This window comes from Gemmiger formicilis, assembly GCF_018784445.1.
In the GTDB taxonomy this organism is placed as follows: Bacteria; Bacillota; Clostridia; order Oscillospirales; family Ruminococcaceae; genus Gemmiger.
Map to the genome: position 1 here is coordinate 1 of NZ_WQOH01000025.1, position 23,230 is coordinate 23,230.

At 53.5% G+C, this 23,230-nt stretch carries 26 protein-coding genes; 23 read left to right on the forward strand and 3 right to left on the reverse strand.

Going from position 1 to position 23,230, the window contains the following annotated elements:
• From GPK89_RS08595 to GPK89_RS08700, 22 genes are all read left to right on the forward strand, one after another.
• On the forward strand, window positions 1–506 hold a 506-nt coding region (locus GPK89_RS08595; protein ID WP_215692471.1), incomplete at its 5' end, for a tyrosine-type recombinase/integrase.
• A complete protein-coding gene (locus GPK89_RS08600) occupies window positions 493–1,509 on the forward strand; it encodes a tyrosine-type recombinase/integrase (protein WP_113999125.1) in 1,017 nt (338 codons plus the stop codon). The genes GPK89_RS08595 and GPK89_RS08600, both read left to right, overlap by 14 nt.
• 2 nt (window positions 1,510–1,511) lie before the next feature.
• Complete coding sequence (locus tag GPK89_RS08605) at window positions 1,512–1,895, forward strand: DUF3846 domain-containing protein (RefSeq protein ID WP_215692472.1); 384 nt, start codon at window positions 1,512–1,514, stop codon at window positions 1,893–1,895.
• A gap of 85 nt (window positions 1,896–1,980) precedes the next feature.
• Window positions 1,981–3,165: a methionine adenosyltransferase gene (gene metK / locus GPK89_RS08610; RefSeq protein WP_252261581.1), complete on the forward strand. Its 1,185-nt coding sequence runs from the start codon at window positions 1,981–1,983 to the stop codon at window positions 3,163–3,165.
• Window positions 3,166–4,113, forward strand: coding sequence for a DUF3991 and TOPRIM domain-containing protein (locus GPK89_RS08615; protein WP_215692473.1), 948 nt, complete (start codon window positions 3,166–3,168; stop codon window positions 4,111–4,113).
• A gap of 68 nt (window positions 4,114–4,181) precedes the next feature.
• A complete protein-coding gene (locus tag GPK89_RS08620; protein WP_215692474.1) occupies window positions 4,182–4,988 on the forward strand; it encodes a DUF6017 domain-containing protein in 807 nt (268 codons plus the stop codon).
• A 17-nt stretch (window positions 4,989–5,005) separates the two neighbouring features.
• Window positions 5,006–5,725, forward strand: coding sequence for a hypothetical protein (locus GPK89_RS08625; protein WP_252261582.1), 720 nt, complete (start codon window positions 5,006–5,008; stop codon window positions 5,723–5,725).
• Window positions 5,722–6,306, forward strand: coding sequence for a hypothetical protein (locus tag GPK89_RS08630; protein WP_215692475.1), 585 nt, complete (start codon window positions 5,722–5,724; stop codon window positions 6,304–6,306). The genes GPK89_RS08625 and GPK89_RS08630 overlap by 4 nt, the downstream gene beginning before the upstream one ends.
• 66 nt (window positions 6,307–6,372) lie before the next feature.
• Window positions 6,373–7,119 (forward strand): DNA-methyltransferase, encoded by a 747-nt coding sequence (locus tag GPK89_RS08635; RefSeq protein WP_346344847.1) that lies wholly within the window; start codon window positions 6,373–6,375, stop codon window positions 7,117–7,119.
• Between the two features lie 76 nt (window positions 7,120–7,195).
• Window positions 7,196–7,534: a hypothetical protein gene (locus tag GPK89_RS08640; protein ID WP_215692477.1), complete on the forward strand. Its 339-nt coding sequence runs from the start codon at window positions 7,196–7,198 to the stop codon at window positions 7,532–7,534.
• A 65-nt stretch (window positions 7,535–7,599) separates the two neighbouring features.
• The gene (locus tag GPK89_RS08645) at window positions 7,600–7,926 is read left to right on the forward strand and encodes a plasmid mobilization protein (protein WP_252261583.1); all 327 of its coding nucleotides are present in this window, start codon (window positions 7,600–7,602) and stop codon (window positions 7,924–7,926) included.
• 62 nt (window positions 7,927–7,988) lie between these two features.
• Window positions 7,989–9,263, forward strand: a complete 1,275-nt coding sequence (locus GPK89_RS08650; protein ID WP_346344845.1) for a relaxase/mobilization nuclease domain-containing protein — start codon at window positions 7,989–7,991, stop codon at window positions 9,261–9,263.
• Window positions 9,264–9,283: 20 nt separating this feature from the next.
• The gene (locus GPK89_RS08655) at window positions 9,284–9,535 is read left to right on the forward strand and encodes a DUF4314 domain-containing protein (protein ID WP_215692480.1); all 252 of its coding nucleotides are present in this window, start codon (window positions 9,284–9,286) and stop codon (window positions 9,533–9,535) included.
• On the forward strand, window positions 9,532–10,272 hold the full coding sequence (locus GPK89_RS08660; protein WP_113999116.1) for a PcfB family protein: 741 nt from the start codon (window positions 9,532–9,534) through the stop codon (window positions 10,270–10,272). The genes GPK89_RS08655 and GPK89_RS08660 overlap by 4 nt, the downstream gene beginning before the upstream one ends.
• Window positions 10,273–11,187: an ArdC family protein gene (locus GPK89_RS08665; RefSeq protein ID WP_215692481.1), complete on the forward strand. Its 915-nt coding sequence runs from the start codon at window positions 10,273–10,275 to the stop codon at window positions 11,185–11,187.
• A gap of 82 nt (window positions 11,188–11,269) precedes the next feature.
• Window positions 11,270–11,575, forward strand: a complete 306-nt coding sequence (locus GPK89_RS08670) for a hypothetical protein (RefSeq protein WP_215692482.1) — start codon at window positions 11,270–11,272, stop codon at window positions 11,573–11,575.
• An 8-nt stretch (window positions 11,576–11,583) separates the two neighbouring features.
• The gene (locus GPK89_RS08675; protein WP_215692483.1) at window positions 11,584–12,375 is read left to right on the forward strand and encodes a DUF4240 domain-containing protein; all 792 of its coding nucleotides are present in this window, start codon (window positions 11,584–11,586) and stop codon (window positions 12,373–12,375) included.
• A 102-nt stretch (window positions 12,376–12,477) separates the two neighbouring features.
• Window positions 12,478–14,172, forward strand: coding sequence for a VirD4-like conjugal transfer protein, CD1115 family (locus GPK89_RS08680; RefSeq protein ID WP_215692484.1), 1,695 nt, complete (start codon window positions 12,478–12,480; stop codon window positions 14,170–14,172).
• Window positions 14,169–14,489, forward strand: coding sequence for a glutamyl-tRNA amidotransferase (locus GPK89_RS08685; protein WP_215692485.1), 321 nt, complete (start codon window positions 14,169–14,171; stop codon window positions 14,487–14,489). Before GPK89_RS08680 ends, GPK89_RS08685 begins: the two co-directional genes overlap by 4 nt.
• A 33-nt stretch (window positions 14,490–14,522) precedes the next feature.
• Window positions 14,523–15,359, forward strand: coding sequence for a hypothetical protein (locus GPK89_RS08690; RefSeq protein WP_215692486.1), 837 nt, complete (start codon window positions 14,523–14,525; stop codon window positions 15,357–15,359).
• Between the two features lie 14 nt (window positions 15,360–15,373).
• Complete coding sequence (locus GPK89_RS08695; RefSeq protein WP_215692542.1) at window positions 15,374–15,772, forward strand: PrgI family mobile element protein; 399 nt, start codon at window positions 15,374–15,376, stop codon at window positions 15,770–15,772.
• A complete protein-coding gene (locus GPK89_RS08700) occupies window positions 15,769–18,105 on the forward strand; it encodes a VirB4-like conjugal transfer ATPase, CD1110 family (RefSeq protein WP_346344846.1) in 2,337 nt (778 codons plus the stop codon). Before GPK89_RS08695 ends, GPK89_RS08700 begins: the two co-directional genes overlap by 4 nt.
• A 69-nt stretch (window positions 18,106–18,174) precedes the next feature.
• On the opposite strand, the gene GPK89_RS08705 is transcribed toward GPK89_RS08700, so the two are convergent.
• Window positions 18,175–18,429 carry a CPCC family cysteine-rich protein gene (locus GPK89_RS08705; RefSeq protein ID WP_078785334.1) on the reverse strand — a complete coding sequence of 85 codons (255 nt, stop codon included), beginning with the start codon at window positions 18,427–18,429 and terminating at the stop codon, window positions 18,175–18,177.
• 47 nt (window positions 18,430–18,476) lie between these two features.
• Window positions 18,477–18,683, reverse strand: a complete 207-nt coding sequence (locus GPK89_RS08710; protein ID WP_078785333.1) for a hypothetical protein — start codon at window positions 18,681–18,683, stop codon at window positions 18,477–18,479.
• A gap of 319 nt (window positions 18,684–19,002) precedes the next feature.
• Here GPK89_RS08710 and GPK89_RS16245 point away from each other — a divergent pair, with 319 nt between their 5' ends.
• Complete coding sequence (locus GPK89_RS16245; protein ID WP_242979474.1) at window positions 19,003–20,736, forward strand: M23 family metallopeptidase; 1,734 nt, start codon at window positions 19,003–19,005, stop codon at window positions 20,734–20,736.
• Between the two features lie 36 nt (window positions 20,737–20,772).
• Here GPK89_RS16245 and GPK89_RS08720 read toward each other — a convergent pair whose 3' ends face one another.
• Window positions 20,773–23,163, reverse strand: coding sequence for a hypothetical protein (locus GPK89_RS08720; RefSeq protein ID WP_215692487.1), 2,391 nt, complete (start codon window positions 23,161–23,163; stop codon window positions 20,773–20,775).
• Window positions 23,164–23,230: the final 67 nt, after the last annotated feature.

The window sequence follows — 23,230 nt, forward strand, 5'->3', positions numbered from 1 at the left end:
ATCCACAGCACCTTGTCTATTGTAGCATTTTGTCCTTGGAGAGGGACTCTAATAACTACTACTTTATAATACGAGGAGGTAAGGATAGACTTGTCCCTGTCCACAATAGCGTAATAGAGTATCTCCGAAGCTACTCTGCTCAGTTACCAGATGAAAGAGAATGGTTCTTTCCATCTGCTTGTGGCCATTATTCTATTAAAACAATCTATGATAATTTTCGCGAGCTGCTATTCGCATGCAATATTCCTCACACCGGCAATGGCCCTCGTGTGCATGATTTTCGGCATACATTCGCAGTTCATACACTGGAAAAACAACTTTCTGATGGGTATGATCCCATGGTAATCGTTCCTCGCCTTGCCGCGTATTTGGGACATAAGAGTTACCGTGAAACCTGTTGGTATATTCACCTGACGGTTGCTTCGTTCCCGGAACTTTCCCAAAAACTTGACAGAGCATTTGTCGGCATTATTCCGGTTGGAGGTGAGACGGATGAGGAAAACTGACTTTACCAAAGCACTGACCGAGTATTTCTCAATCTATCTGCCTACTACATGCGGGGTGAGTCCCAATACCACCAATTCATACAGAGATACTTTCAAGCAACTCCTTCTATTTTTTCAAGAAAAGAAAGGCATCTCCGCAAATTATATAGAATTGCGCTATCTGAATATGGAACTTGTTTCTGAATTTCTGGATTGGTTAGAAACATCCCGCCATATTGCGGTTACAACAAGAAACCAGCGACTTGCCGCCATAAAGGCCTTTGCTCATTTTGTACAGTACAAGTTTCCGGAAAACATAGAAAACTGCGTTGACATTATTAATCTGCGACCCAAAAAGTACGAAAAGGCATTGATACCGTTTTTGACGGAGGATGATCTGTCACTTCTTCTGTCCCAACCAGATGCATCTACCCGACAAGGGCTCCGAGATTTGACACTTCTTGCACTACTGTATGACTCTGGCGCACGGGTACAGGAATTGGTGGATCTTAGGCTGAAAGATGTCCGTCTAACACACCCCCCAATGGTTATTCTAACTGGAAAAGGACGAAAAGTTCGTCAGGTTCCCCTGATGAAGGATACCTGCAAACTGTTGGACAGATATATCCGCAGCTTTCATTCCGATTCTCAGTCTCAGATGATTCCGCTATTTTATAATGCAAAAAAGCAGGCTTTATCTCGCTATGGAGTCACCTATATTCTGAAGAAGTATGCGGCAAAGGCATCTCCGGTACTTGAACCACAGAATATATCTCCTCATGTATTACGCCACACCAAAGCCATGCACTTGCTGCGAGCTGGTGTTAACATGATATATATTCGAGATTTTCTTGGGCATGCAGACATCTCTACAACAGAGGTTTACGCTCGCATCGATGCAGAGATGAAGCGAAAAGTATTTGAGGAGAAAGTGCCGAATTACACACCCAATACCACAATGCCTTGGGAGGAGGATGAAGATTTATTGCAATGGTTAACACAATTTGGAAAGAAAACTTTCTGATTATGTGTAGTAAATTATGCTTAAACGCCCGGGATTCTGGGCATTTTGCTCAATTACTACTCATTTGTAGGAACTACTCATTACAGACGTTATGTGGTGCACCACATAACGTCTGTAATGACAACGGCATTGCAGAAAACCTGCCGCTGAATCGTATGCTGGGCGACTATGACATTATCCACGGCACATTTTTCGTCTGCGGGCTGACCAGCAACGATTTTACTGACCTTACCCCGCAGCAGATGAAGCGCTACGAGGAACTGTACCACGATCCGCAGCTGTTTTTCCTGCTGGGCAAGACCCTGTGCGTGGAACACACCACGCCGGAAGAATATACCCGCGTTATGGCTCCGCCGCCCAAAACAAAAGAATCCCCGGAGCGCTGATATGAATATCACCATCCTAGCCCGCAGCCCGCCTGCGGGCTTTTTTCTTTGTCCGAAATCATCCAACAAGCAAGGAGAAGAACTAATGAACGACATTTTTGAAAACACCGAAACCATGAAAGAAAACGAGCATCCCCGTTTTTTCACCGCAGAATCCGTCATGCGCGGCCATCCCGACAAGCTGTGCGACCTTATTGCCGACAGCGTGCTGGACGAGTGCTTAAAACATGACCCCGCCAGCCGTGTGGCCTGTGAGGTAATGGCAACCCACGGTCACATTATTGTGGCAGGCGAAATCACGACCAGCGCTAAGCCCGACGTGTTCAACATCGTCCGCGACACCCTGCGGGATGTCGGCTATGACCCGAAGGCGTACCAAATCGATTGCTACATCCACGACCAGAGTCCCGACATTGCGGGCGCTGTCGAGCCGGAATTGGCTGAGGGAGAGGACGAGGACACCCTCGGTGCGGGCGATCAGGGCGTTATGGTCGGCTACGCCTGTAACGAAACACCCGAATACCTGCCGATGCCTGTGGTTGCCGCCCAGCGCCTTGTAACGCTGTTGGAAATCTCCCGCATGACCGGCGTTATCCCCGACATCGGTCCGGATGGCAAGGTGCAGGTCACGATGGAATACAACGGCGACACGCCTGTGCGCATCACCACGGTGGTTGTTTCTGTCCAGCACAAGGAGGACACCGACATCAATAAGCTGGCGGATCTGCTGGACGAATATGTGTTCCCGCTGGCCTTTGACGGTATGCCCGCCGACGACGCGGAAATCATCCTGAACCCCAGCGGTAAGTTTGTGCAGGGCGGCCCGGATGCCGATACCGGCTTGACCGGGCGCAAGCTCATGGTGGACAGTTACGGCACATTTGCGCCCCACGGCGGCGGTGCGTTCAGCGGCAAGGATGCCACCAAGGTAGACCGCAGCGCCGCGTACATGGCGCGGTTTATTGCCAAAAATATCGTCGCGGCAGGCTTTGCCCAGCGCTGTCAGGTCACGCTGGCCTACGCCATCGGGGAGAAAGAGCCTGTCATGGTGGATGTGAATACGTTTGGCACAGGTGGTCCCTGCGAGGATGATTGCCTGTCGGCCGCTGTGCGCAAGGCGTATGACCTGACCCCTGCGGGCATCATCAAGCAGTTGAACTTGCTGAACCCCATTTATAGCCGCACGGCGGCGGGCGGTCACTTCGGACGCGAGGATTTTCCGTGGGAAAATATCGAACGTATGAGCGATCTCGCCGCTTACATTGTGTAATTGCCGCGCGTCAGCAAAGAGCAGGTCAATGCCGCCAACCGGATGACGGCGATAGAATTTCTGCGGAGGTACCGCCCCGGTTCGCTGGTGAAAAGCAGTGCGCGGGGCGAGTACCAGCTTGCGGAGCATGACAGCTTCAAGATAAACGGCGAATCCAGTGTGTGGCACTGGAAAAGCCGCGACATCGGCGGCAAGTCGGCGCTGAAATATTTGATTTATGTGGAAGGTGTACCGTTTGTAGAGGCGGTGCAGCTGCTGTGTGAGGAAAGCCCGATGTACATCCCAGTGCAGCATGAAGCGGTGGAGCGCGAGCGCCCACAGTTTAAACTCCCCCGAAAAGCACCCACCAATGACCGCGTAACGCGGTATCTGCTGGGGCGCGGCATCTCACTGCCCACCATCCGATACTGCATTGCGAGAAAGATTCTGTACGAAAGTGCAGAATATCACAACTGTGTTTTCTTGGGAAAAGACCCACAGGGCGTGCCGAAATATGCGGCTCTGCGCGGTATTTATGACTATGGGAAACCATTCAAGCGCGAGGCACCCGGCAGTCAGAAACAATACGGATTCTGCATCCCGCCGATGCAGCCCGGCACCACGGTGGCGGTGTTTGAAGCTGCCATAGATGCGATGGCCGAGATGACGCTCTGCGGGGATGCTGCGGACAAGTACCGTCTGTCGCTGGGCGGGGTTTCATCCTCCGGCAAAGAACCGCTGGCCTTGCAGGAATTTCTGCGCCAACACCCGGAAATCACCACGATAGAACTGCGGCTGGACAACGACGCCAAAGGGCGCATGGCGAGTGTCAACATCCGGAACCTTTACCGAGAAAAGTATCAAGTGTGCGACCTGCCGCCCAACATCGAGAATGGAGATTACGCTGATATGGCAAAAAACAACCTGGTGGCAAGAACTGCCGCCCACCGCGCGGCGGCTTGCCGATAGAGAGAAATCAACATGAAAGTTAGAAATCGTTCGCCCACTTATAGGGCATAAACAGGAGGTAAATCGTTATGGCTGTGTTCCGTGTACAAAAGACGCAAAATTATACCATTATGTCCAACCATCATCTGCGCAACAAGGCTCTTTCGCTCAAGGCGAAGGGGCTTTTATCTTTGATGCTGTCTCTGCCCGAAGATTGGGATTATACCACGCGCGGGTTGGCGTCCATCTGCAAAGAGGGCGTGGACAGCGTGTGTGCCACCGTGCGCGAGTTAGAAGCGGCGGGGTATATTATCCGCCGCCGCATCCGCGACAAGAACGGTCAGATGCGCGGTATGGAGTACACGGTTTTAGAGCAGCCGCAGCCCCCGGAACAGGACGAGCCTAGCTGTGCCCAACCAAAACAGACAGAGCCTAAACGGGAAAAACCTGTACAGGAAAATCCTGCACAATTAAATACTAAAGAAATAAAGAAAGAAGAAACAAATAACGTATCGAATCCTATCCGCGCGGCGGGCCAGCGGACAGAGTACCGCGCCCTGCTGCTGAAAAATATCGAGTATCCGATTTTGGCGCAGAATAACCCGATGGATACGATGCGATTGGATGAACTGGTGGAGTTGATGCTGGATGTGGTTTGCTCCAAACGGGCTGCTATCCGTATCGCTGGCGAAAATATGCCTGCAGAGGTAGTAAAATCCAGATTTCTCAAGCTGAACGCGGAACACATCCAGTATGTTCTGGATTGCCTCAAGGACAACCCGCCCCGCATCCGAAACATCAAGCAATACTTACTGGCGGCGCTCTACAATGCGCCGCTGACGATAGAAAATTACTATGCCGCGCAGATCGACCATGACCTGTGCGGCAGAAATTGAGGTGATGCAATTTGCAGATGAAATTTTATTCTCCCTTGACTGCGGACTTTTTCCCGAATGACACCGAGGATTTGGACGATGACTACAGCGAATACGAGGGTATCCCTTACACCGGCAAGGAATTGACCGGCTACCGCGATGTTATCCGCGATGCCATCTACGAGGATGTCAAAGATTTTTACGGCGACCTGATGCGATATTACCGTGAGGACGATTCCGTCCGCCGCAAGGTCGTCCGCGCCATTCCCACGGTGGACGAGGTGAACGGTGAACTGGTCGGCTCCCTGTGGGTCGATACGGACGCACCGCTTACCGCCGAGGAACAGGCCGTGTTCTGCGCATATATTTCCGGTCAGTACAGCGACGGCTGGGGCGAGGGCTTTGAGCAGCGGGAAATCGATGTTGGGGACGGCAAGCTGTATGTCCATTTCTGGCAGGATCACGATTTTGAACTGAAACGCGATGTGCCGGATATGACAGAGTTCAAAAAACTGATGAACCGTCCCAAGAAGCCCAAGATGCAGCTGATTGGGCAGGACGGCAACATTTTCGCCATCATGGGTCGCGCATCCCGGCTGCTGAAAAGCAGCGGGCAAGGTGACAAAGCCAAAGAAATGCGTGACCGCGTTATGTCCTGCGACAGCTACCAGAAAGCACTCAGCATCGTTTCCGAGTATGTGGAAACCGAACTGTCGCCCAGCCCTACGCCCAAGCGTGACCGGGGTGATGCCAGATGAAGAAATACGAGATCACCGACATCGCCCATCCCGATAACCCGAAGCTGCATCGCATTCGGGCTGTGACGGATCTGACCGAGGATCTCCTTGCCGGAATGCTCGGCGGCTATGTGGAAAGCTATGATAACCTCGACCAAGAGGGTCGCGCGTGGATTTCAGCGGATGCCATCGCCTGTGAAAATGCAGTTGTCTGCGGTGACGCCATCCTTACAGATCACGCCGTCGCAAAGGGCTGCGCCTATGTCGGCAATAGTGCCATGATGACCGGCCACGCCATCGCACAAGATGATGCGGCTATTTGCGGCGGGCTGCTCACGGGCAAAAGCTGTGTCTGCGGTTATGCCGTGATTCGGCAGGATGAGCAAACCTTGTGCGCACCGACCATTGACGGCAGCGCCCGCATCTATGGCGAAATCTCCGGCAATGTAGTCTGCCGCGGCAATGCTGTTGTCCTGCCCGGCACAAAGCTAGACAACAGGACGCAGGACTGCTTTGTACTCGAAGATGGCCGAGTTTCTGTGCAGACGGCCAGCCGGACACCGCCCCCGAAAGAACCCCGTACCCATGATTTTGAACGCTAAAACGAAAGGAAGATGCCTTTGACGAACACTCCCGAAACGCTCAACATTCTCAACCCTGATTTCCGGATGCCCGAACATTGCGGCGGTGACCGCTGGGCGATTCTGCACGGAGATTCCTTGCAAATCATCCGCCAGTTTGAGCCGAACAGCTTCGATGCCATCATCACCGACCCGCCCTATGCCAGCGGCGGCAGCGGTCAAACCAAGACCCGCACGCCCACCGAAAAATACAGCAGCATGAGCAAAGACAAAGCGCTTCCCGACTTTGACTCCGACCAGATGGACCAGCTCAGCTGGATGTTCTGGACGGCGGCATGGCTGCAGGATGCCCGCCGCATTGCCAAGCCCGGTGCGCCCGTCTGCCTGTTCATCGATTGGCGGCAGTTGCCCGCCATGACGCTGGCTTTGCAGTGGGCAGGCTGGACCTGGCGCGGTGTAGCCGTGTGGGATAAAGTTGCCAGCCGCCCACAGAAAGGACGCTTTCGTCAGCAGTCCGAGTACATTGTGTGGGGGTCCAACGGCAAAATGCCGCTTGAGAGAAATGTTGGGTGTCTGCCGGGCGTGTTCCGTTACCCGAACCCGCAGAACCGCATCCATGTCACCGAAAAGCCCTTGCAGCTCATGCGGGATATGGTGCAGATCTGCGAACCGGGAGGGCGCATCCTTGACCCCTTTGCGGGCGCTGGCACCACCGTGCTGGCCGCTGTGCAGGAAGGCTATGCGGCTGTCGGCATTGAAATGTCGGACGCCTACTTCCAACGCAGCGCCGAACGGCTGAAAACTGCCCTTGAATCCGAAGTGAATCAGAACTGATTCACTATTTTGCAAGAAATACCGGAAAGTGAATCAAATCTGATTCACTCCCGAAATTCAGAAAGGAAACACGAAAATGAAACGACCTTGGGCTTTTATCTGCGCCAGTGAGGGCGCAACCTCCAAACATCTCCGCAATTACTGCCGCGAGGTGTACCTGCTGGGCTACCTGCCGGTATGCCCCAAATTGCAGGACAGCCAGTATTTGGTGCTGGAAGATGCCGTGGAACGCAGCGAGTACACCGCCATTGTGCGGGATAAGCTGCTGCGCTGCCAGATGCTGGTGGTATGCAGCCGCAATCAGGATGCGACCACCAACGCGCAGATCGGTCTTGCACAGAAATACAACCGCATTGTCACAACCTTGGACGGTTTGAAGAAAGCCGTTTCGGAGGGCGACGACCTTGTGTCATGAACCGTTTTGCGGGGTGTCGTGTTTTGCTAGCATAGCGTCTGGTCGACCAGACGCACATTTTGGGGATGCCCCAAACCCCTGCCGTGCGTAAACGCAGATTTGTTGTCTCATTCCATGTCGATGAGAATGAATTATCATTCTTGAATCGGCAGGTTGCGGCCAGCAGTCTGAACCGAGAGGAATACCTGCGCACGCTCATTGTAGGCAAAGAAATCCATCCTCGTTCCTGCACGCACCACGCCGATCTGCTCCGCAAGGTGGCAGGGCTGTGCAACAATGCAAATCAGCTTGCCCACCGTGCCAACAGTACCGGAACAGCAGGGCAGGGGAGTGTGGATGAAATGACCCGGCTAACCCAAGAGGTCTGGCGGGAAGTAAAAGAAAACTGGTAAAGGAGTCACTATGAAAAATGGCTTACACATCCGTGATCCCTGTGCGCCGCCTTGACCGCACAGTGGACTATGTACAGAACAAAGAAAAAACAACACCGAAATCACTGGAAGAAGCTGTGGACTATGCGGCAAACCGGGATAAAACCGAATCAGCCTGTTTTGAAACGGGACTGGGCTGCACAACCACCAGCGCCTTTGAAGATATGCGATTGAATACGCTTCGCTGGCACAAAGAAACCGGTGTGCAGGGATACCATCTTGTCCAGAGTTTTGCAGAAGGGGAGGTGACTCCAGAACTGGCGCACCAGATCGGTGTCGAGTTTGCTGAGCAGCTACTGCATGGGAAATACCAAGCAATTGTGACAACGCATTTGAACACTAAGCATTACCACAACCACATTGTATGGAGCGCCGTCAGCTTGGAGGATGGGAAAAAGTACCACAGCAACAGCAAAAGCTATTACACTGAGGTACGCGCCCTTTCAGACACGCTTTGCCAAAAGTATGGGCTTTCCATCATTGAAACACCGGAATCACTGCGAGGAAAGCGGCAATATGAAAAGTGGAGGGCTGAGAAAAACAACCAGCCCACATGGCGCACAGCTATTCGGCAGGATGTGGACGATGCCATTCAGCAGAGCCTTACGTGGCGGCAGTTTCTTTCCGTGCTGGAACGCAAAGGGTATGAAGTCCGCATGGGGCGCAAGTATCCCGTTTTGCGTCCGCCCGGAAAAGAGCGCTTTGTTCGATTCAAAACGCTGGGCAAGCGGTATACGCCCGAAGCCATCCAGACGCGCATCTTGTATCCACAAACATACTGCCCTTATGTGGAAAAGCCACCCGCCATCCAGCATGGCCGCTTGCACAGCGAAAAGAAGCCCCGCCGCAAGCTGACCGGGCTGCGGGCGCTGTATTACCGATACTTATACGAGTTGGGCGCGTTGCCCCGCAAGCCGCGCCGTCCAAGTTATGCCGTGCGGCAGGATGCCTACAAGTTAGACCAGCGCATCCGGCAGATGGAGTTTTTATCTAAGAACAACATTGACACGCTGGCACAGCTGGAAACCTACCGACAAGCCAAGCTGGGTGAAATTGTCCAACTCACGGCAGAAAGGAAATCGCTGTGCAAGACAAACCCGGATAGCTCGCATATCCAGAAAATCAACACCGCCTTAAAGCAGCTTCGCCAAGAAGAACGCCTCTGCCGTAAAATCGCAGAACACTCCCTAGAGGTGCAGCAACACCTCACCGAAGCTCGCCGTGACCGCGCTGAACAACAACAGCGCGAACAGGAGCGTGCGCGTGACTGTCACCCCAATATTGATTTAACACTGTAACCATGAAAGGAAAGATGCCTATGAAATACCCTAACAAAGACTACATCGAACACCTGCGCCGCAAGTACCCGCCCGGCACGCGGCTGCAACTCAGCTGTATGGAAGATGAGATGGCCGTGCCTCCCGGCTCTATGGGAACCGTTGATTTCATCGATGATGCCGGACAAATCCACATGAATTGGGACTGCGGGCGCAGTCTTGCCCTCATCCCCGGCGTGGACTCGTTCAGCCGCTTGCCCTCGCCCAAAGAAAAGGCCGGTGATGCCAGATGAATTACGGCTCTGAACCCGCAGACCAGGTCGTCCGCTACTCGCTGGAGGGTGCAGAGTTTGCCCTGCGCATCTCCGGCACCGCTGCAAAAAACTTCTTTATTTTCGCACAGGCGGTGCTGCACGACAGCAAAAAGACCCACGGCAAAACCCATCTTATCCGCCTTTTGAAAGAACAGAAACCGCTGAAATTTTTCACGGTAGACAAAAACCGTATGCACGATTTTGCCCGCGCCGCCAAGGCGCATGGTCTGCTGTTTTGCCCCATCCGTGACAAGATGGACCCCGACCACATTGAGATCGCCATTTTACAGGATGATGCCTCCAAAGCCAACCGCATCATCGATAAGCTGCAACTGGCTATTGTGGACACCGGCACGGCAGAACTTATCGACACTGTGCAGCAGGAGCGTGGTGAAACCGCTCTGGAAACCGAGCGCGTCCAGACCGAGGACGGTGCGGTAGATTTTGAGGTTGGCGCAGACGAGGAACAGTTCAACATGGGTTTTCCGCAGGGCTCGGAGAACGCCAGTCCGTCCGAGCCTTTCTCCGACAGCAGCAAATCTTTTGCAAACTCGCTGTCGCCGCGCGCCGATCAGCTTCGGGCCAAGGGTGAGCGCCCCAGCGTGCGCATGGAATTAAGCGACATCACCGCCTACCTGCGCCGCAAGGTTGAGCCGCCCAAAGACCGAATGCCGAGGATGCCCGTAAAAATCAAGAGAAAGGAGAAAACACTGTAAATGGACTTGAATAAATATCTCAACAACGCCGCGCCGTCAGAACCGCAGTATTCTAAGGAAGAATACGCTGCCATGAAGAAAACCGAGCGTGAAGCGGTTTGGGCGCAGGTGGATGCCCGCATGGGTGAGGTACTGGCAGATGCCCCGGCCTTGCAGGAATTTCTCAACTTCATGTCGCAAAGCAGAAACTCGCTGCCGAACCAGCTTTTGCTCTCCGGCCAGAACGCCGACATCACGGATGCCCGCACATTCCAGCAATGGAAGGATGCCGGAAGGCATATCCGTACCGGCGAGGAAGGTTACACGGCCATTGTGGGGCAGGTGTACGAGAATAACGGCCGAAAAGCTTCCGGGTATAATATCGGCAAGGTGTTCGACATCACCCAGACGCGCGGCAGGCCTGTGCCACCGCCCGCCGAATACCAAGTGGATGAACTGATTGCCGCCTCCATCGAGAGCAGCCCAGTGCCGATTCAAATCTCGGATAGTCTGCCGGACGGCATCCAAGCGCAGTATGTTCCCAAGAACCGCACGATTTATGTCCGCAACGGCATGGATGCAGGCACGACGCTGTGCGCTATCGTTCGGGAGTGCGCACAGGCAGATTTTCACAAGGATTACACCTACAACCGCCAAGCCTACGCTGCGCCGAGTTACTGTGCCGCCTACATGGTCGCGCATCGGTATGGGCTTGACACCGCCGCTTTCAACTTTGACCGCGTGGTTGCCTTGTATGGCAATCTGGGCAAAGAACAGCAGCGGGGCTTTCTGTCGGATGTGAACACCGTTGGTGGTGGGCTGCTGCGCAGTCTGAGTCGCACACTGGCCGTGCAGACCCGTGAGCCTCCCACCGCAGAATACGCTGTTGCCGTGCCGTCTGCCAAGAAGCAATCTCGCCAGCAGGAGCGCGGCTGATTGTTTTCCGTTTGTTTTCAAATGACGGATAGCTATTGCAGCAGTTCTATGATATGCTGTGAGCAAAGGATGGTGAAAAACAATGACAGAACGTAAAGTTAAACTCGACCGTGCCAACAAAAGCATCCTGCTCCGGGCGCTGGGCGATGTCTACTACGGACAGCGAGCCCACGGCGGCAGCACCGAGGTGACGGGACGGCTCATCCTGCGGGTGAACGATTTACCCGCAGGAGGTAAGCTGACGATGTCGGCGGCAGAGTATCGGCTGGCAAAAGCAGCTCTCAACCAACTGCGCACCCAGCGCTTGGCCGAAGGTGGTTACACCGATGCCGTGGATGACGCACTGACCCGGCTGCTGCACGCGCACACGCCGCTGTTTATCTGGTGAATCCGACTATGACATGGGAAAAATTCTGGTCGATCATTGACCGAGTCCGCGCCAAAGCGGATATGCAGGATGAAGCGTCCGTGAAACAGTTCCTTTACACGGAACTCATGAAATTGCCGCAGGATGAACTGCTCGGCTTTGATTGCGTATGGCAAAGCTATCGCAATAAAGCCAACTTTCCTAAAATGGTCGCGGCAGCCTGCATCATCAATGACGGCAGTTCGGATGACAGATTTACCGATTTCCGTAACTGGCTGATTATGCAGGGGTACGATGCTTATCGGCAGGCGATGATTGACCCCGATAACCTTGCGGCGCTCAACATTCCGTTCCGAGATACTGAGTGGATGGGATGCGGGAATGTGGCGTGGTATGCCTACGCGGGGCAGAAGCTGCGCATCTATTTTGAGAAAGCGGGTGTCACTGCTGAACTGCACCGAAAGTATCCAACTCTGCTGAAATCGTCTGCCGATTTACATCAGGCAATCATGCAGGAGCAGCTTGCGCCGTGTCGTGCGCCGGAAACCGAATGGGAACGGCAAATGCTGCGGACGGAAGTTAAGCATTACATTGAAGTCAGTGACTTGGCATACAGCTACAACAAATTCTATGCCCAAAACATGCCCGACAAAGTGGCATGGGAAACACTGCAAAGCGATTTGTTTGCAAATCTGCCGCAAATCAAGGCGGAACGTATGCCGCGGGACTTTTCCGTAGTTTTGCCGAAGTTGTGGAGAAAACGTCAGGCATGGAATGCCGAGCGAACAAAACGCCCGCCCTATCGCGGCGAAGAAAGGTAGCCCACCACGCCGGGAAGAAAGAACCCTTGGTGGGTTTGGCTGCTGCCGCTGCCCCTCGTGTGGTGGGCGGCACTGGCGGTGGCTTGCCGCTGGCAGCCGGGAATGAAAATAACGGCTCTGTTGGATGCGCTGAACAGCGCACTGGCAGAGCCGTTTGATCTGTCTTGGAGCAGAGACAGCCTGCGCTTTTTGCTGGTGTTTACGGTGATTTACGCGGTGGTGGTTATCGTGGCAGTTACCGACCAGAAGAACACCCGCCCCGGTGCGGAGCATGGCTCGGCGGCGTGGGGCGATGTGTTCCGCTTGAACAAGTTCTACATGGACAGGCGAGGGCCGAATCTGCTGCTGACGCAACACTTTCACATTGGGATAGATGGCTACAAACACAGGCATAACACGAACATCCTCATTGTCGGCGGCTCCGGTGCAGGCAAGACCCGCACCTATGGCGTACCCAACGTGCTGGAATGTGCCTGTTCTATGGTAATTACAGATCCTAAGTCCGAAATTTTGCGTAAGACCGGGAATTTGTTGAAGCAGAAGGGATATGAGGTTATCGTTTTTGACCTTATAAATCCCGCTGCATCGTTCTGTTATAACCCGTTTGTGTATGTTCATGATGACCGTGAAGTGCTGACCTTGATTGAAAATCTGATTCAAAACACCACGCCATCACATTCAAAAAGCAGCGACCCCTTCTGGGAAAAGTCCGAAACTGCCCTTCTCCAAGCCCTTATGCTGTATCTGCTGCACGAGGCCCCGCCCGAAGAACAAAACTTCTCGATGGTGATGGAGATGATCTCCGCTGCTGAAGTCCACGAGGATGACGACAACTACCAATCCCCGCTGGACATCCTGTTCGAGCGCTTGGAAATGCGCGAACCCGACAGCATCGCTTGTAAGCAGTACCGCATTTTCAAACAAGCGGCTGGCAAGACCGCCAAGTCCATTTTGGTCAGCGTGGGTGTGCGCCTTGCCGCGTTCAATCTGCCGTCCATCGCCAAGCTGACGATGACAGACGAACTGCACTTGCAGGAATTGGGCGAGCGCAAAATTGCGCTGTTCTGCTGCATACCGGACTCGGATAAGTCGCTCAATTATCTGGTCGGCATGATTTACACACAACTCATCCAAACGCTGTATCGCCAAGCCGACCGCATACACAAAGGTCGTTTGCCTGTGCCTGTGCATTGCCTTATGGACGAGTACGCCAATATTTCCTTGCCAAAAGATACCTTTTTGTCGGCGTTGGCCACCATGCGTTCCCGCGCAATTTTCTGCTCCATCATCGTGCAGAACATGGCACAGTTAAAGGCTATGTACAAGGATGATTGGGAGTCGCTGGTGGGCTTATGTGACGAGTTTCTCTATCTCGGCGGCACCGAGAAAGAAACCCACAAATATGTTTCGGAACTGCTGGGCAAGGAGACTATCTCCACGACCAGCTATAACCAAAGCAAAGGGCGCAGCGGCAGTTACAGCATCAATCACCAGCAATCAGGGCGCGACTTGATGACCCCGGACGAGGTGCGCTTGTTGGATAACAGCAAGTGCATCTTGTTCATCCGAGGGGAGCGCCCGGTGGTGGACTACAAATACAATCTGCTGAAGCACCCAAACATCCGATGCACCGAGGACGGCGGCGCCGCACCCTACGATTACACCGCCGCCGACAACGCGCTGGACGATTTGTCCGGCACGCCCGAAAACTATGAACTGCTGGATATGGACGATTTTCTGCCCGCCGAAGCCGCAGAAATGAAGCCAACCATACAAAGAATTCGGAGGTCTACATGAAGCTGAATCATAACAAAAAATCCGTGAAAATTTCTCTCAATTTGTTTGCGCTGTACGCCGTCATGGTGTGCGGCATTGTTTTTGCGCTGCCCGCCTTTGCCGCCAGTGACCCGCTGGTAGTGGTCGAAAATCTTTCCACGTTCATCTTTTCGCTGATTCGCGCCGTGGGTCTTATCCTGCTGGGGTGGGGCATTGTGCAGGTCGGTCTGTCCCTGCAGAGCCACGACCCCAGCCAGCGCAGCCAAGGTTTCCTGACGCTGGCGGGCGGTCTGGTGATTACGTTCGCCAAAGAAATCCTCGACCTCATTACCGCGTGAGGATTGCTCCAAGAGGGAAGGCGGTGATGCCCTGTGGGTGAGTCATGGATCGTCAGCAACCTGAACGCCGCACTCTCCACATGGAACGACAAGCTGGAGGAAATCTGGTCGCTGCTGACCGAAAGCCCGCAGACGTTCAAGGGCGGGCAGGTCTGGAACGTAATGACCGGCATTCACGGCGCTTTGCAGGCAATCGGCTATGGGCTGCTGGTGCTGTTTTTTGCTGTGGGCGTTATGAAAACCTGCGGTAGCTTTGTGGAAGTGAAAAAGCCTGAACACGCGCTCAAGCTGTTTATCCGTTTTGCGCTGGCAAAGGGCGCGGTGACCTACGGGTTGGAATTGATGCTGGCGGTGTTTTCTATTGTGCAGGGCATGGTGTCCACCATTATTACGCAATCGGGCAGTTCCGGCATGAGCAGCGTGACGCTGCCGCAGGAGTTGATCGACGCCATCAACAATGTGGGCTTTTGGGATAGCATCCCGCTGTGGGCGGTTACGCTGATCGGCGGGCTGCTGATTACGGTTTTATCTTTTACCATGATCCTCACGGTCTACGGCAGAATGTTCAGCCTGTGGATGTATGCAGCCATTGCGCCGATACCGCTGTCTACCTTTGCGGGTGAACCCACCAGCAGCGTGGGTAAAAACTTCATTCGCAGTTATGCGGGTGTCTGCTTGCAGGGTGTGGTGATTGCACTCTCCTGCATTATTTTCTCTGCCATCTCGTCCAGCCCGCCCGCCGTGGATACCGGCGCATCCGTTGTCACGGCGGTATGGACTTACGTTGGGGAGTTGGCATTTAACCTGCTAGTGCTGGTCGGGGCGATAAAGGGCTGTGACCGCATCGTCAAAGAAATTATGGGATTGTAAAGAGGTGTTGCCTTATCGAAATCAAAATACCGAAAGAAGTCCGCGACTACCATGAAAACATCTTTTTCGGCTTGAACACCCGGCAGTTTATTTGCTCGGTGCTGGCGGTCGGTGTTGCAGTAGGCATTTACTTTGCCTTGCAGCCGTATGTCGGCACCGAAGAAATCGGCTGGATGTGCATTTTGGGCGCTGCGCCGTTTGCCGCCTGCGGCTTTTTCACCTACCATGGCATGACCGCCGAACAGGTGCTGTGGGCGTGGTTCAAGTCTGAAATCCTCTGCCCGAAACGCCTTGTGTTCAAGTCCGACAGTTACTACTACGAAGCCATGCAGCCCGCCATCCGCGCGGGCATAAAGCGAAAGAGAGGCAAGCCTATGAAGAAAAACACCCATGACAGCGAGGAAACCGCTTGATTAAAACCCTGTCAAAAGCGCAGAAGATGGAACGCGAAAAGTTCCGTATTCCGCGCAGTGTGCAGGACGCCATTCCCATCCGCCGCATCTTTGCGGATGGGATTTTCCAAGTCGGCAACCAGTATTCCAAAACGTGGTCCTTTACCGACATCAACTACGCCATCGCCAGCAAAGAGGACAAAACGTCCATGTTTCTCGACTATTCGGAACTGTTGAATGCTCTCGACTCCGGCGCATCTGCGAAAATCACGATTTATAACCGCCGTATCAACAAGGCTGAGCTCGAGCGCAGCGTCCTGTTGCCTGACAAGGCAGACGGTCTTGACGAATACCGCCATGAATTTAATAAAATGCTGACCGCACAGGTCACCGGCACCAGCAACAGCATTGTGCGGGAGCGTTATCTGACCGTAAGCGTGGTAAAGCGCAACGCGGACGAAGCCCGCAGCTACTTTGCCCGTGTCGGCACGGATCTGGTGACGCACCTTGCGCAGCTTTCCTCGGTGGCGCAGGAGTTGACGCTGACCGAGCGCCTGCACATTTTCCGCGACTTTTTCAAGGCCGGAGAGCAGGCTGCGGCAGAGTTCAACATTCACGAACACGCCAAACGCGGTCAACATTTCAAGGATTGGTTCTGCCCCGACAGCATGGAGTTTGCCGCCGACCATTTTAAGGTCGATGCGCGGTATGGCAGGGTGCTGTATTTGCAGGACTATGCCAGCTACATCAAGGACAGCTTTGTGTCGGAACTCTGCGACCTTGACCGCGATTTGATGCTGTCCGTTGACATCCTGCCGGTGCCTACGGATGAGGCCGCCCGCCAGCTGCAAAGTACACTGCTGGGCGTGGAAACGAATGTCGCCAACTGGCAGCGCCGCCAGAACGCCAACAACAATTTTACCGCGACCATTCCTTACGATATGGAATTGCAGCGCAAGGAAACCAAGGAAATGCTGGACGACCTGACCACCCGCGACCAACGAATGATGTTCGGGCTGGTGACGCTGGTGCATCTGGCTGACAGCAAAGAGCAGCTCGACAGCGACACCGAAACGCTCTACTCCACGGCGCGTAAGCACCTGTGCCAGCTTTCCACGCTGCGCTGGCAGCAGAAGGATGGGCTGGACACGGTGCTGCCCTATGGACTGCGGAAAATCCAAGCCCTGCGCACGCTTACCACCGAAAGCACCGCCGTGCTGATTCCGTTCCGTGCACAGGAAATCATGCAGCCGAACGGTCTGTACTATGGGCAGAACGCCGTCAGCAAGAACATGATCGTGGCAGATCGCCGCTTGCTGCTGAACGGCAACAGTTTTCGTTTGGGCGTGTCCGGTTCCGGCAAAAGCATGAGCGCCAAGGAAGAAATCGTGCAGATCGCGCTTTCCACCGAGGATGATATTCTCATCCTCGACCCGGAGTCGGAGTTCGGCTATCTGACCGAAGCCCTTGGCGGTGAAGTCATCCGCATTTCGGCCACGTCTGACACCCACATCAATGCGCTGGACATGGACCGTGCCTACGGTGACGAGCGAAACCCGATCGTGTCTAAATCCGAGTTTGTGCTGTCACTGTTTGAGCAGCTGATCGGTGACGGCATGGTGACGGCGAAAGAAAAGTCCATCCTCGGCCGCTGCACCGAGCAGGTGTACCTGCCCTACATTCGCAACGGCTATAAAGGCACACCGCCTACGCTGCAGGACTTTTACCGTCTGCTCCGGATGCAGCCCGAACCCGAAGCGCAGGGGCTGGCGCTGTCGTCCGAGTTGTTCATTACCGGCACGCTGAACACCTTTGCCCGGCACACCAATGTGGACACGCAGGCGCGGATCATCGCCTACGACATCCGCGAACTGGGTGAACAGCTTATGCCGCTGGGGATGCTGGTGACGCTGGATGCCATTTATAACCGTGTCATCCGTAACTGGAAAATCGGAAAAAGAACGTGGATTTTCATGGACGAAATTTACTTGCTTTTCCGTTATGAGTATAGCGCGAACTTTCTCTACAAGCTGTGGAAACGCATCCGCAAGTACAACGGACTTGTGACCGGGCTGACGCAGAATGTGGACGAACTGCTGCGCTCCGACACCGCCCGCCTGATGCTGGCTAACTCGGAGTTTCTGGTGATGCTGAACCAGAGCGCCACCGACCGCGTTGAACTGGCAAAGTTGCTGAACATCTCCGACAACCAGCTTGGCTACGTCACCAACGTCCCCGCAGGCTGCGGGCTGATTCGCTGCGCGGGCAACATCGTGCCTTTCACAAATTCTTTTCCCCGAAACACTAAGCTATATAAATTGATGTCGACTAACCCGTCCGAGAAAAAGGAGTAAAGCCATGCAATACAAAAATAGAGGACCGCCGAAGCGGTCCACAGGGGTGCTACAAACTTGAATTCGACGCTATGATATTTCCTTTTCGTCATCTCTCGGTGGTCGAACATAGCGTAGCATTTCTTTTACACAAGCACCGAATTGCAAGAAATTGGATTTTGCTTCTTTTAGTGTTATTCCATGATTGGAGTCGCTTGGCTCGTTATCAGAAGTGATGAACGGGTCATTCTCCCAAAAGCAAACGGGACAAATATACCCACAATCTTCATCTGCCGGGACATTGTAGGTAAGAAATCCACAACAAGGACATGGATATTTTTTCATTACGGAGTTTGTTCGCCCCTTTCATTTTTCAAATTTATAGACCTATTTTAATGCTGCCAAATATTGTTTTCCAAATCCCGCAGCCGTCCCTTATAGTCATCTATCAGAGCCTGAACATTTTCCCCCTGCGGGAAGGTCACCAGATAGCCGTCCCCAGCTTCATGAAAGCCGATGATTCCGGCAAGCCCTGCCATCTCGGCCACTTTCAGCAGGGTGTGGTAGTCATACTCGGCGGCACTGATATATAAATTCATGGGAGAAACCTCGCGTTTCAAAGAGATGATTCTATTATAGCAACATCTTTTCATAATTGCAAAGAAAATGCTGTATCGTCCAGAATCGGAAGATACAGCATTGCTTTTTTATATGTAATGGCCCTTTAGCCCAATTTGTTGTCTGGCCTTGACCGAGCGATTGCTCTGGCATGGTCTAAGGCGCAGTGGTGTGCGGGATGCTTCCCGCGTTTGTTTTGATTACGAGACTTATTATAGCGGCGACTTGTGTGTAGAATTTAAAAGCTGTTTGAACGATTTTGAAATTCAATTTGAATAATTTATGACGTGGGGTGATGCCATGAAAGATATTAAAGAAAAGCCAACCGCGCATATGCCGAGAAGCAATGCAACCGGGGAAATCCCGAAAGCTGCGCTGAAAAAGGCGTGGGCGGAGGCCAAGGAGAAAAGCCGAACCATGCTGCGAGAAAGCACTTCTACGCAGGGAGACGGTGATTATACAACTGCGCAAGATACCAGCTCGGTGGTAACCGATACATCCTATTCGGTCATCAAGCAAAACACAGATTTCACCGTGCAGCAAGGGCGCAAGATTGCCCGCAAACAGATAGAAAAATACCGGGAACGCCGTTCCGCCGAGCAAACCGAAACCATCCGCGTCCACACCGCCAATGAGCGCGGTGTCAGCCCCAAACAAGTCGAGTGCAGCACGCTGTCCGATGCAGAGCGGCACCCGCGCCGTGGGGCAGATTTGCCCCGCCAGCGGGCGAAAGAAAAAGTCGTCACCGCCAAGACCGCGCCACGAGATATTCGTGGTGTGACCCAAGGTCAGCGCCAACTGCGAACCGCCGCAAATGAAACTGTGCGGAGCATAACAACCCAAGCACAAATGCAGACCCGTACCCGTCAAGTGCAGCTTGCTATCCAGAAAGCCGCCAGCAGCACCTGCAAGACGGCTGTGGCGGTGCGCTCGGCAATACGGCATTTTCTTGTCGGCCTGCACAGTCTTGTCGCGGCCATTGCTGCAGGGATTAGCGTGGCACTCAGTATTATTATTGTCATCAGCCTTGTGGCCTTTGTGTCCGGCTCGGCCTATGGCATCTTTTTTGCCGCCAATGCCCCCAACGCCGACACAATTACCGTGCAACAGGCAGTAGAAACACTGACAGCAGAATACCGCGACAGGCTGGAAGAAATCTCCGACACCGTACAGCATGACCGCCAAGACATTACAGCCAACGATGACGTGTACTACATTCGTTGGCAAGATGTCCTGGCGGTCTTTTCTTCGTATGTTTCAGGAAATGAACAAGGCACACCCGTTGCGGCACTGACAGAGGAGCAGGTAGATAAACTGCGGGAAACTATGTGGGCGATGAATGCGGTGGATTGTTCCACCCACCCGGAGACTACCACAATAGAAACTACCGATGAGGACGGCAACCCGACTACCACAGAAATCACCGAAACTGTCCTCGTAATCGAACTGACCCACAAAACACCCGACGAGATGGCGGCAGATTATCATTTCACCACCCGCCAGAACACCTATCTGCAACTCCTGCAAGACCCACAGTATGAGGAACTGTGGGCAGAATTGCTCGGCGGTTTTGCACAGGGCGGTGGAGAACTTATGAACCCGGACAGCACCCGCATCCCGACAGGCACCCTGCAATGGCCGCTGCCTGTCGCGGGTACGATTACTTCTCAATTTGGTCACCGCGTGGACCCCATCACCGGCGAGGTAAGCTCCCACACCGGCACCGACATTGCCTGTGCCGAGGGTACGCCGATTCTCGCCGCCGCAGATGGCGTGGTCACTGTTGCCAATGGCCTTGACAGCTGGGGCGGCAGCTACGGCTATTACATCCAAATCGATCACGGCGGAGGGCTGGAAACTTTGTATGCACACTGTTCGTCCATCTGTGTAACTACCGGTCAGCAGGTGCAGGCCGGGCAGGTCATTGGCTATGTCGGGCATACAGGAAGGGCAACAGGCTCACATTTGCATTTCGAGATACACATAAATAAAATTAGGAAGGACGCAATGAGTTATTTCGGGATGCAATATTGAGAACAGATTTACAATTTGCAGCCGGTCACGGTCTGCTCAGCGCACGATCAGGACATAGGGATCAAACAGTTGTTCATGCAGCTCGTCCATGGCCTGTTCGGGGTCGGAAATATCGGTCAGCCAGAGCGAATAGTCATACTGGCAGAATCCGGACAAATCCATCTTGAAGTTTGTTTCCCAGTTGTTGTTCATGACCCAGGAATACAGCGGGCGGGCATTGTTTTCTGCTGCGCCGTCGCACAGGCGGATGGGGTGATGCTGCATCTCGCCGGTATAGAACATGGGAACATCTCTGGCTGCAATCAACACGCCGCCTTCGGGGGAAAGGCGTGCCGCGCCGTCATCCGACATATAGAATTCCATGCAGGTGCCGGGCAGCTGGTCAATGCCGGGGCGGAAAGCCTCACGCGCACCCTTGCGAAGCACGGTTCCGTTGCCGGGACGGTTCAGATCAAGCGACAGGAAAACACTCTCCACTTCGTCCGAAATTGTCTTGCCAAGTTCCAGGGTAAAGTCAATGCGGGGAATTGCTTCATACAGTTTCAGCAGAACATCAGCTTTTACTGTACCGGCAAGGCTGTAATGCAGACGCAACTGGGTGAACACAGGACCATGTTCCATGCAGGTGATTTCCATCAGTTTTCCGATGTGCGTTTCTGCGTGTTTGCCGCGAATATTGCGACCCAGTGCGCGGCGCTCCTCGTAAGAAGAGAACGGCACCTCCTGATGCAGAGGCGTACGCTGGTACACCGGCGTGAAGAATGGAATGGCAGTGCCGGCCATTTCGGTTCCGGTGCGCTTATCCACAAACGAAGTGATGCCATCGCCCGGCTTATAGCAGATGCGGAAGAATTTGTTTTCCACTTCATACGGCAGGCGGTACGTCACCGGGTCGTAGTCATTCACAATATCCCGTACTTCTTCAGCGCCCATATAGCAGTGACGTGTATTCAGCGTTTCCGGAGCTTTGTGACGGGCAGTGTAGATGTATTCTTTTTCTTCGCCGTAAGACAGCGTATCAATAAAGCTGATTTTGCGTCCGCGCGGGTGAGGGGATACCTGGCAGGTGTACAGGTTTCCTGCCAAATCACGCACCTCAACATCTTCAAGTGCAAGAGTTTCAATATAAAACTCGATCAGCTGGGGTTGGCTCGTGTGGCTGACGCCTACCGCACGCACAGCACCGGTGGTGTTGTAGTAGCGGAGCATATCGCCTTTCTTCTCGGCAATGGAGCAAAGCATAAGGGAGGCGGCTTCATGCGCCTTGGATGCGTAGCTGTTCTTACGCATATCCAGGTTCAGCACCATCGTGTCATATGGGTTAGTGATGGTGGAAGAATGTCCCCATGTATGCTCTGCATACAGCATCAAGTTGTCCTGCACGGTTTCGGACAATGCCGGATAGCGTGCTTCTGCATCCGGGTCCAGACGGTTTGCAAGCTGCCAACGGTGGTCGGCATCCTTGTAGTGCTTGACCGCATAAGGGGTACTGCCGACACCATTGGCCCACCAGTCCGTCCAGTCACCGCGGTAAACAGGTGCATCCGTAAGTTTCGGCGCGATGGCAGCGTACAGTTCCTGCAGCGAAACCATCTCAACGCGGACTTCCTGACCGTACTTTTCATTATAAGCACGGATGGTTTCCATAATCTCGGCAGACGGCGGCGCATTATCGCTGAAAACACCGGACACTGCGGTTACGATGAAATCATACGAATAGCCCTCGGTTTCACATTCGGTCAGATACTTGTCAAGATTTGTATGCAGCTGATCCGAGAAGGAAGTGCCGGCGTCGGCATCTTCACCCAGACGGTTGCGCATCATCCAGTTGACAGCGTGGTTGGGCTGAAGCCCCAGCACATTGCCCAGATTATAATGTTCGCCGTTCCAGACCAGCAGCCGCTGTCCGGAAGCGTTTTCCCAGAAGAAAGCATTCTGGTTCTGGTACAGCGGATACATACCGTGGTGGCAGTGAACATTCGTGAAGAAGAACTCCACACCGTTTTCAATCATGGCGTCACGGTAGCCCATGGAGAATCCATTGATATCGGCTGCCATGGCTGTGTGAATTTTTGTGCCGAACGGTTGCAGCTTGTCCTGCCATTTGGCCAGACGCTTGCCGAATACATCCGCATTGACAAGATCATTGAAGTTCAGATAGTTGGCCGAAATACCGATTTTGCCTTCCTTGACAAAACGGGCAAAGTCAGCGCGGTCGTCCTCACTGGCCTGTTTCCAGAACTCCTCTACGCAGTACAGCGTTTCGCAGTTCCAGCGGAAGTCAGCATATTCCGGCTGACGCATCATGGACAGCACGGTTTTGATATAGTTGACCTGAATTGCAATAACGCGTTCCTGCAGATCTGTGTAGCCTATGTCCGTGTGGGAATGGTGGACAACATAGACCGTCTTGATGGAATGTGCCATGATAAAATACCTCCTAATATTTGATTTGCGGTTTTCGGGGGAAAGCCACAGACTTTTGAGATTGATA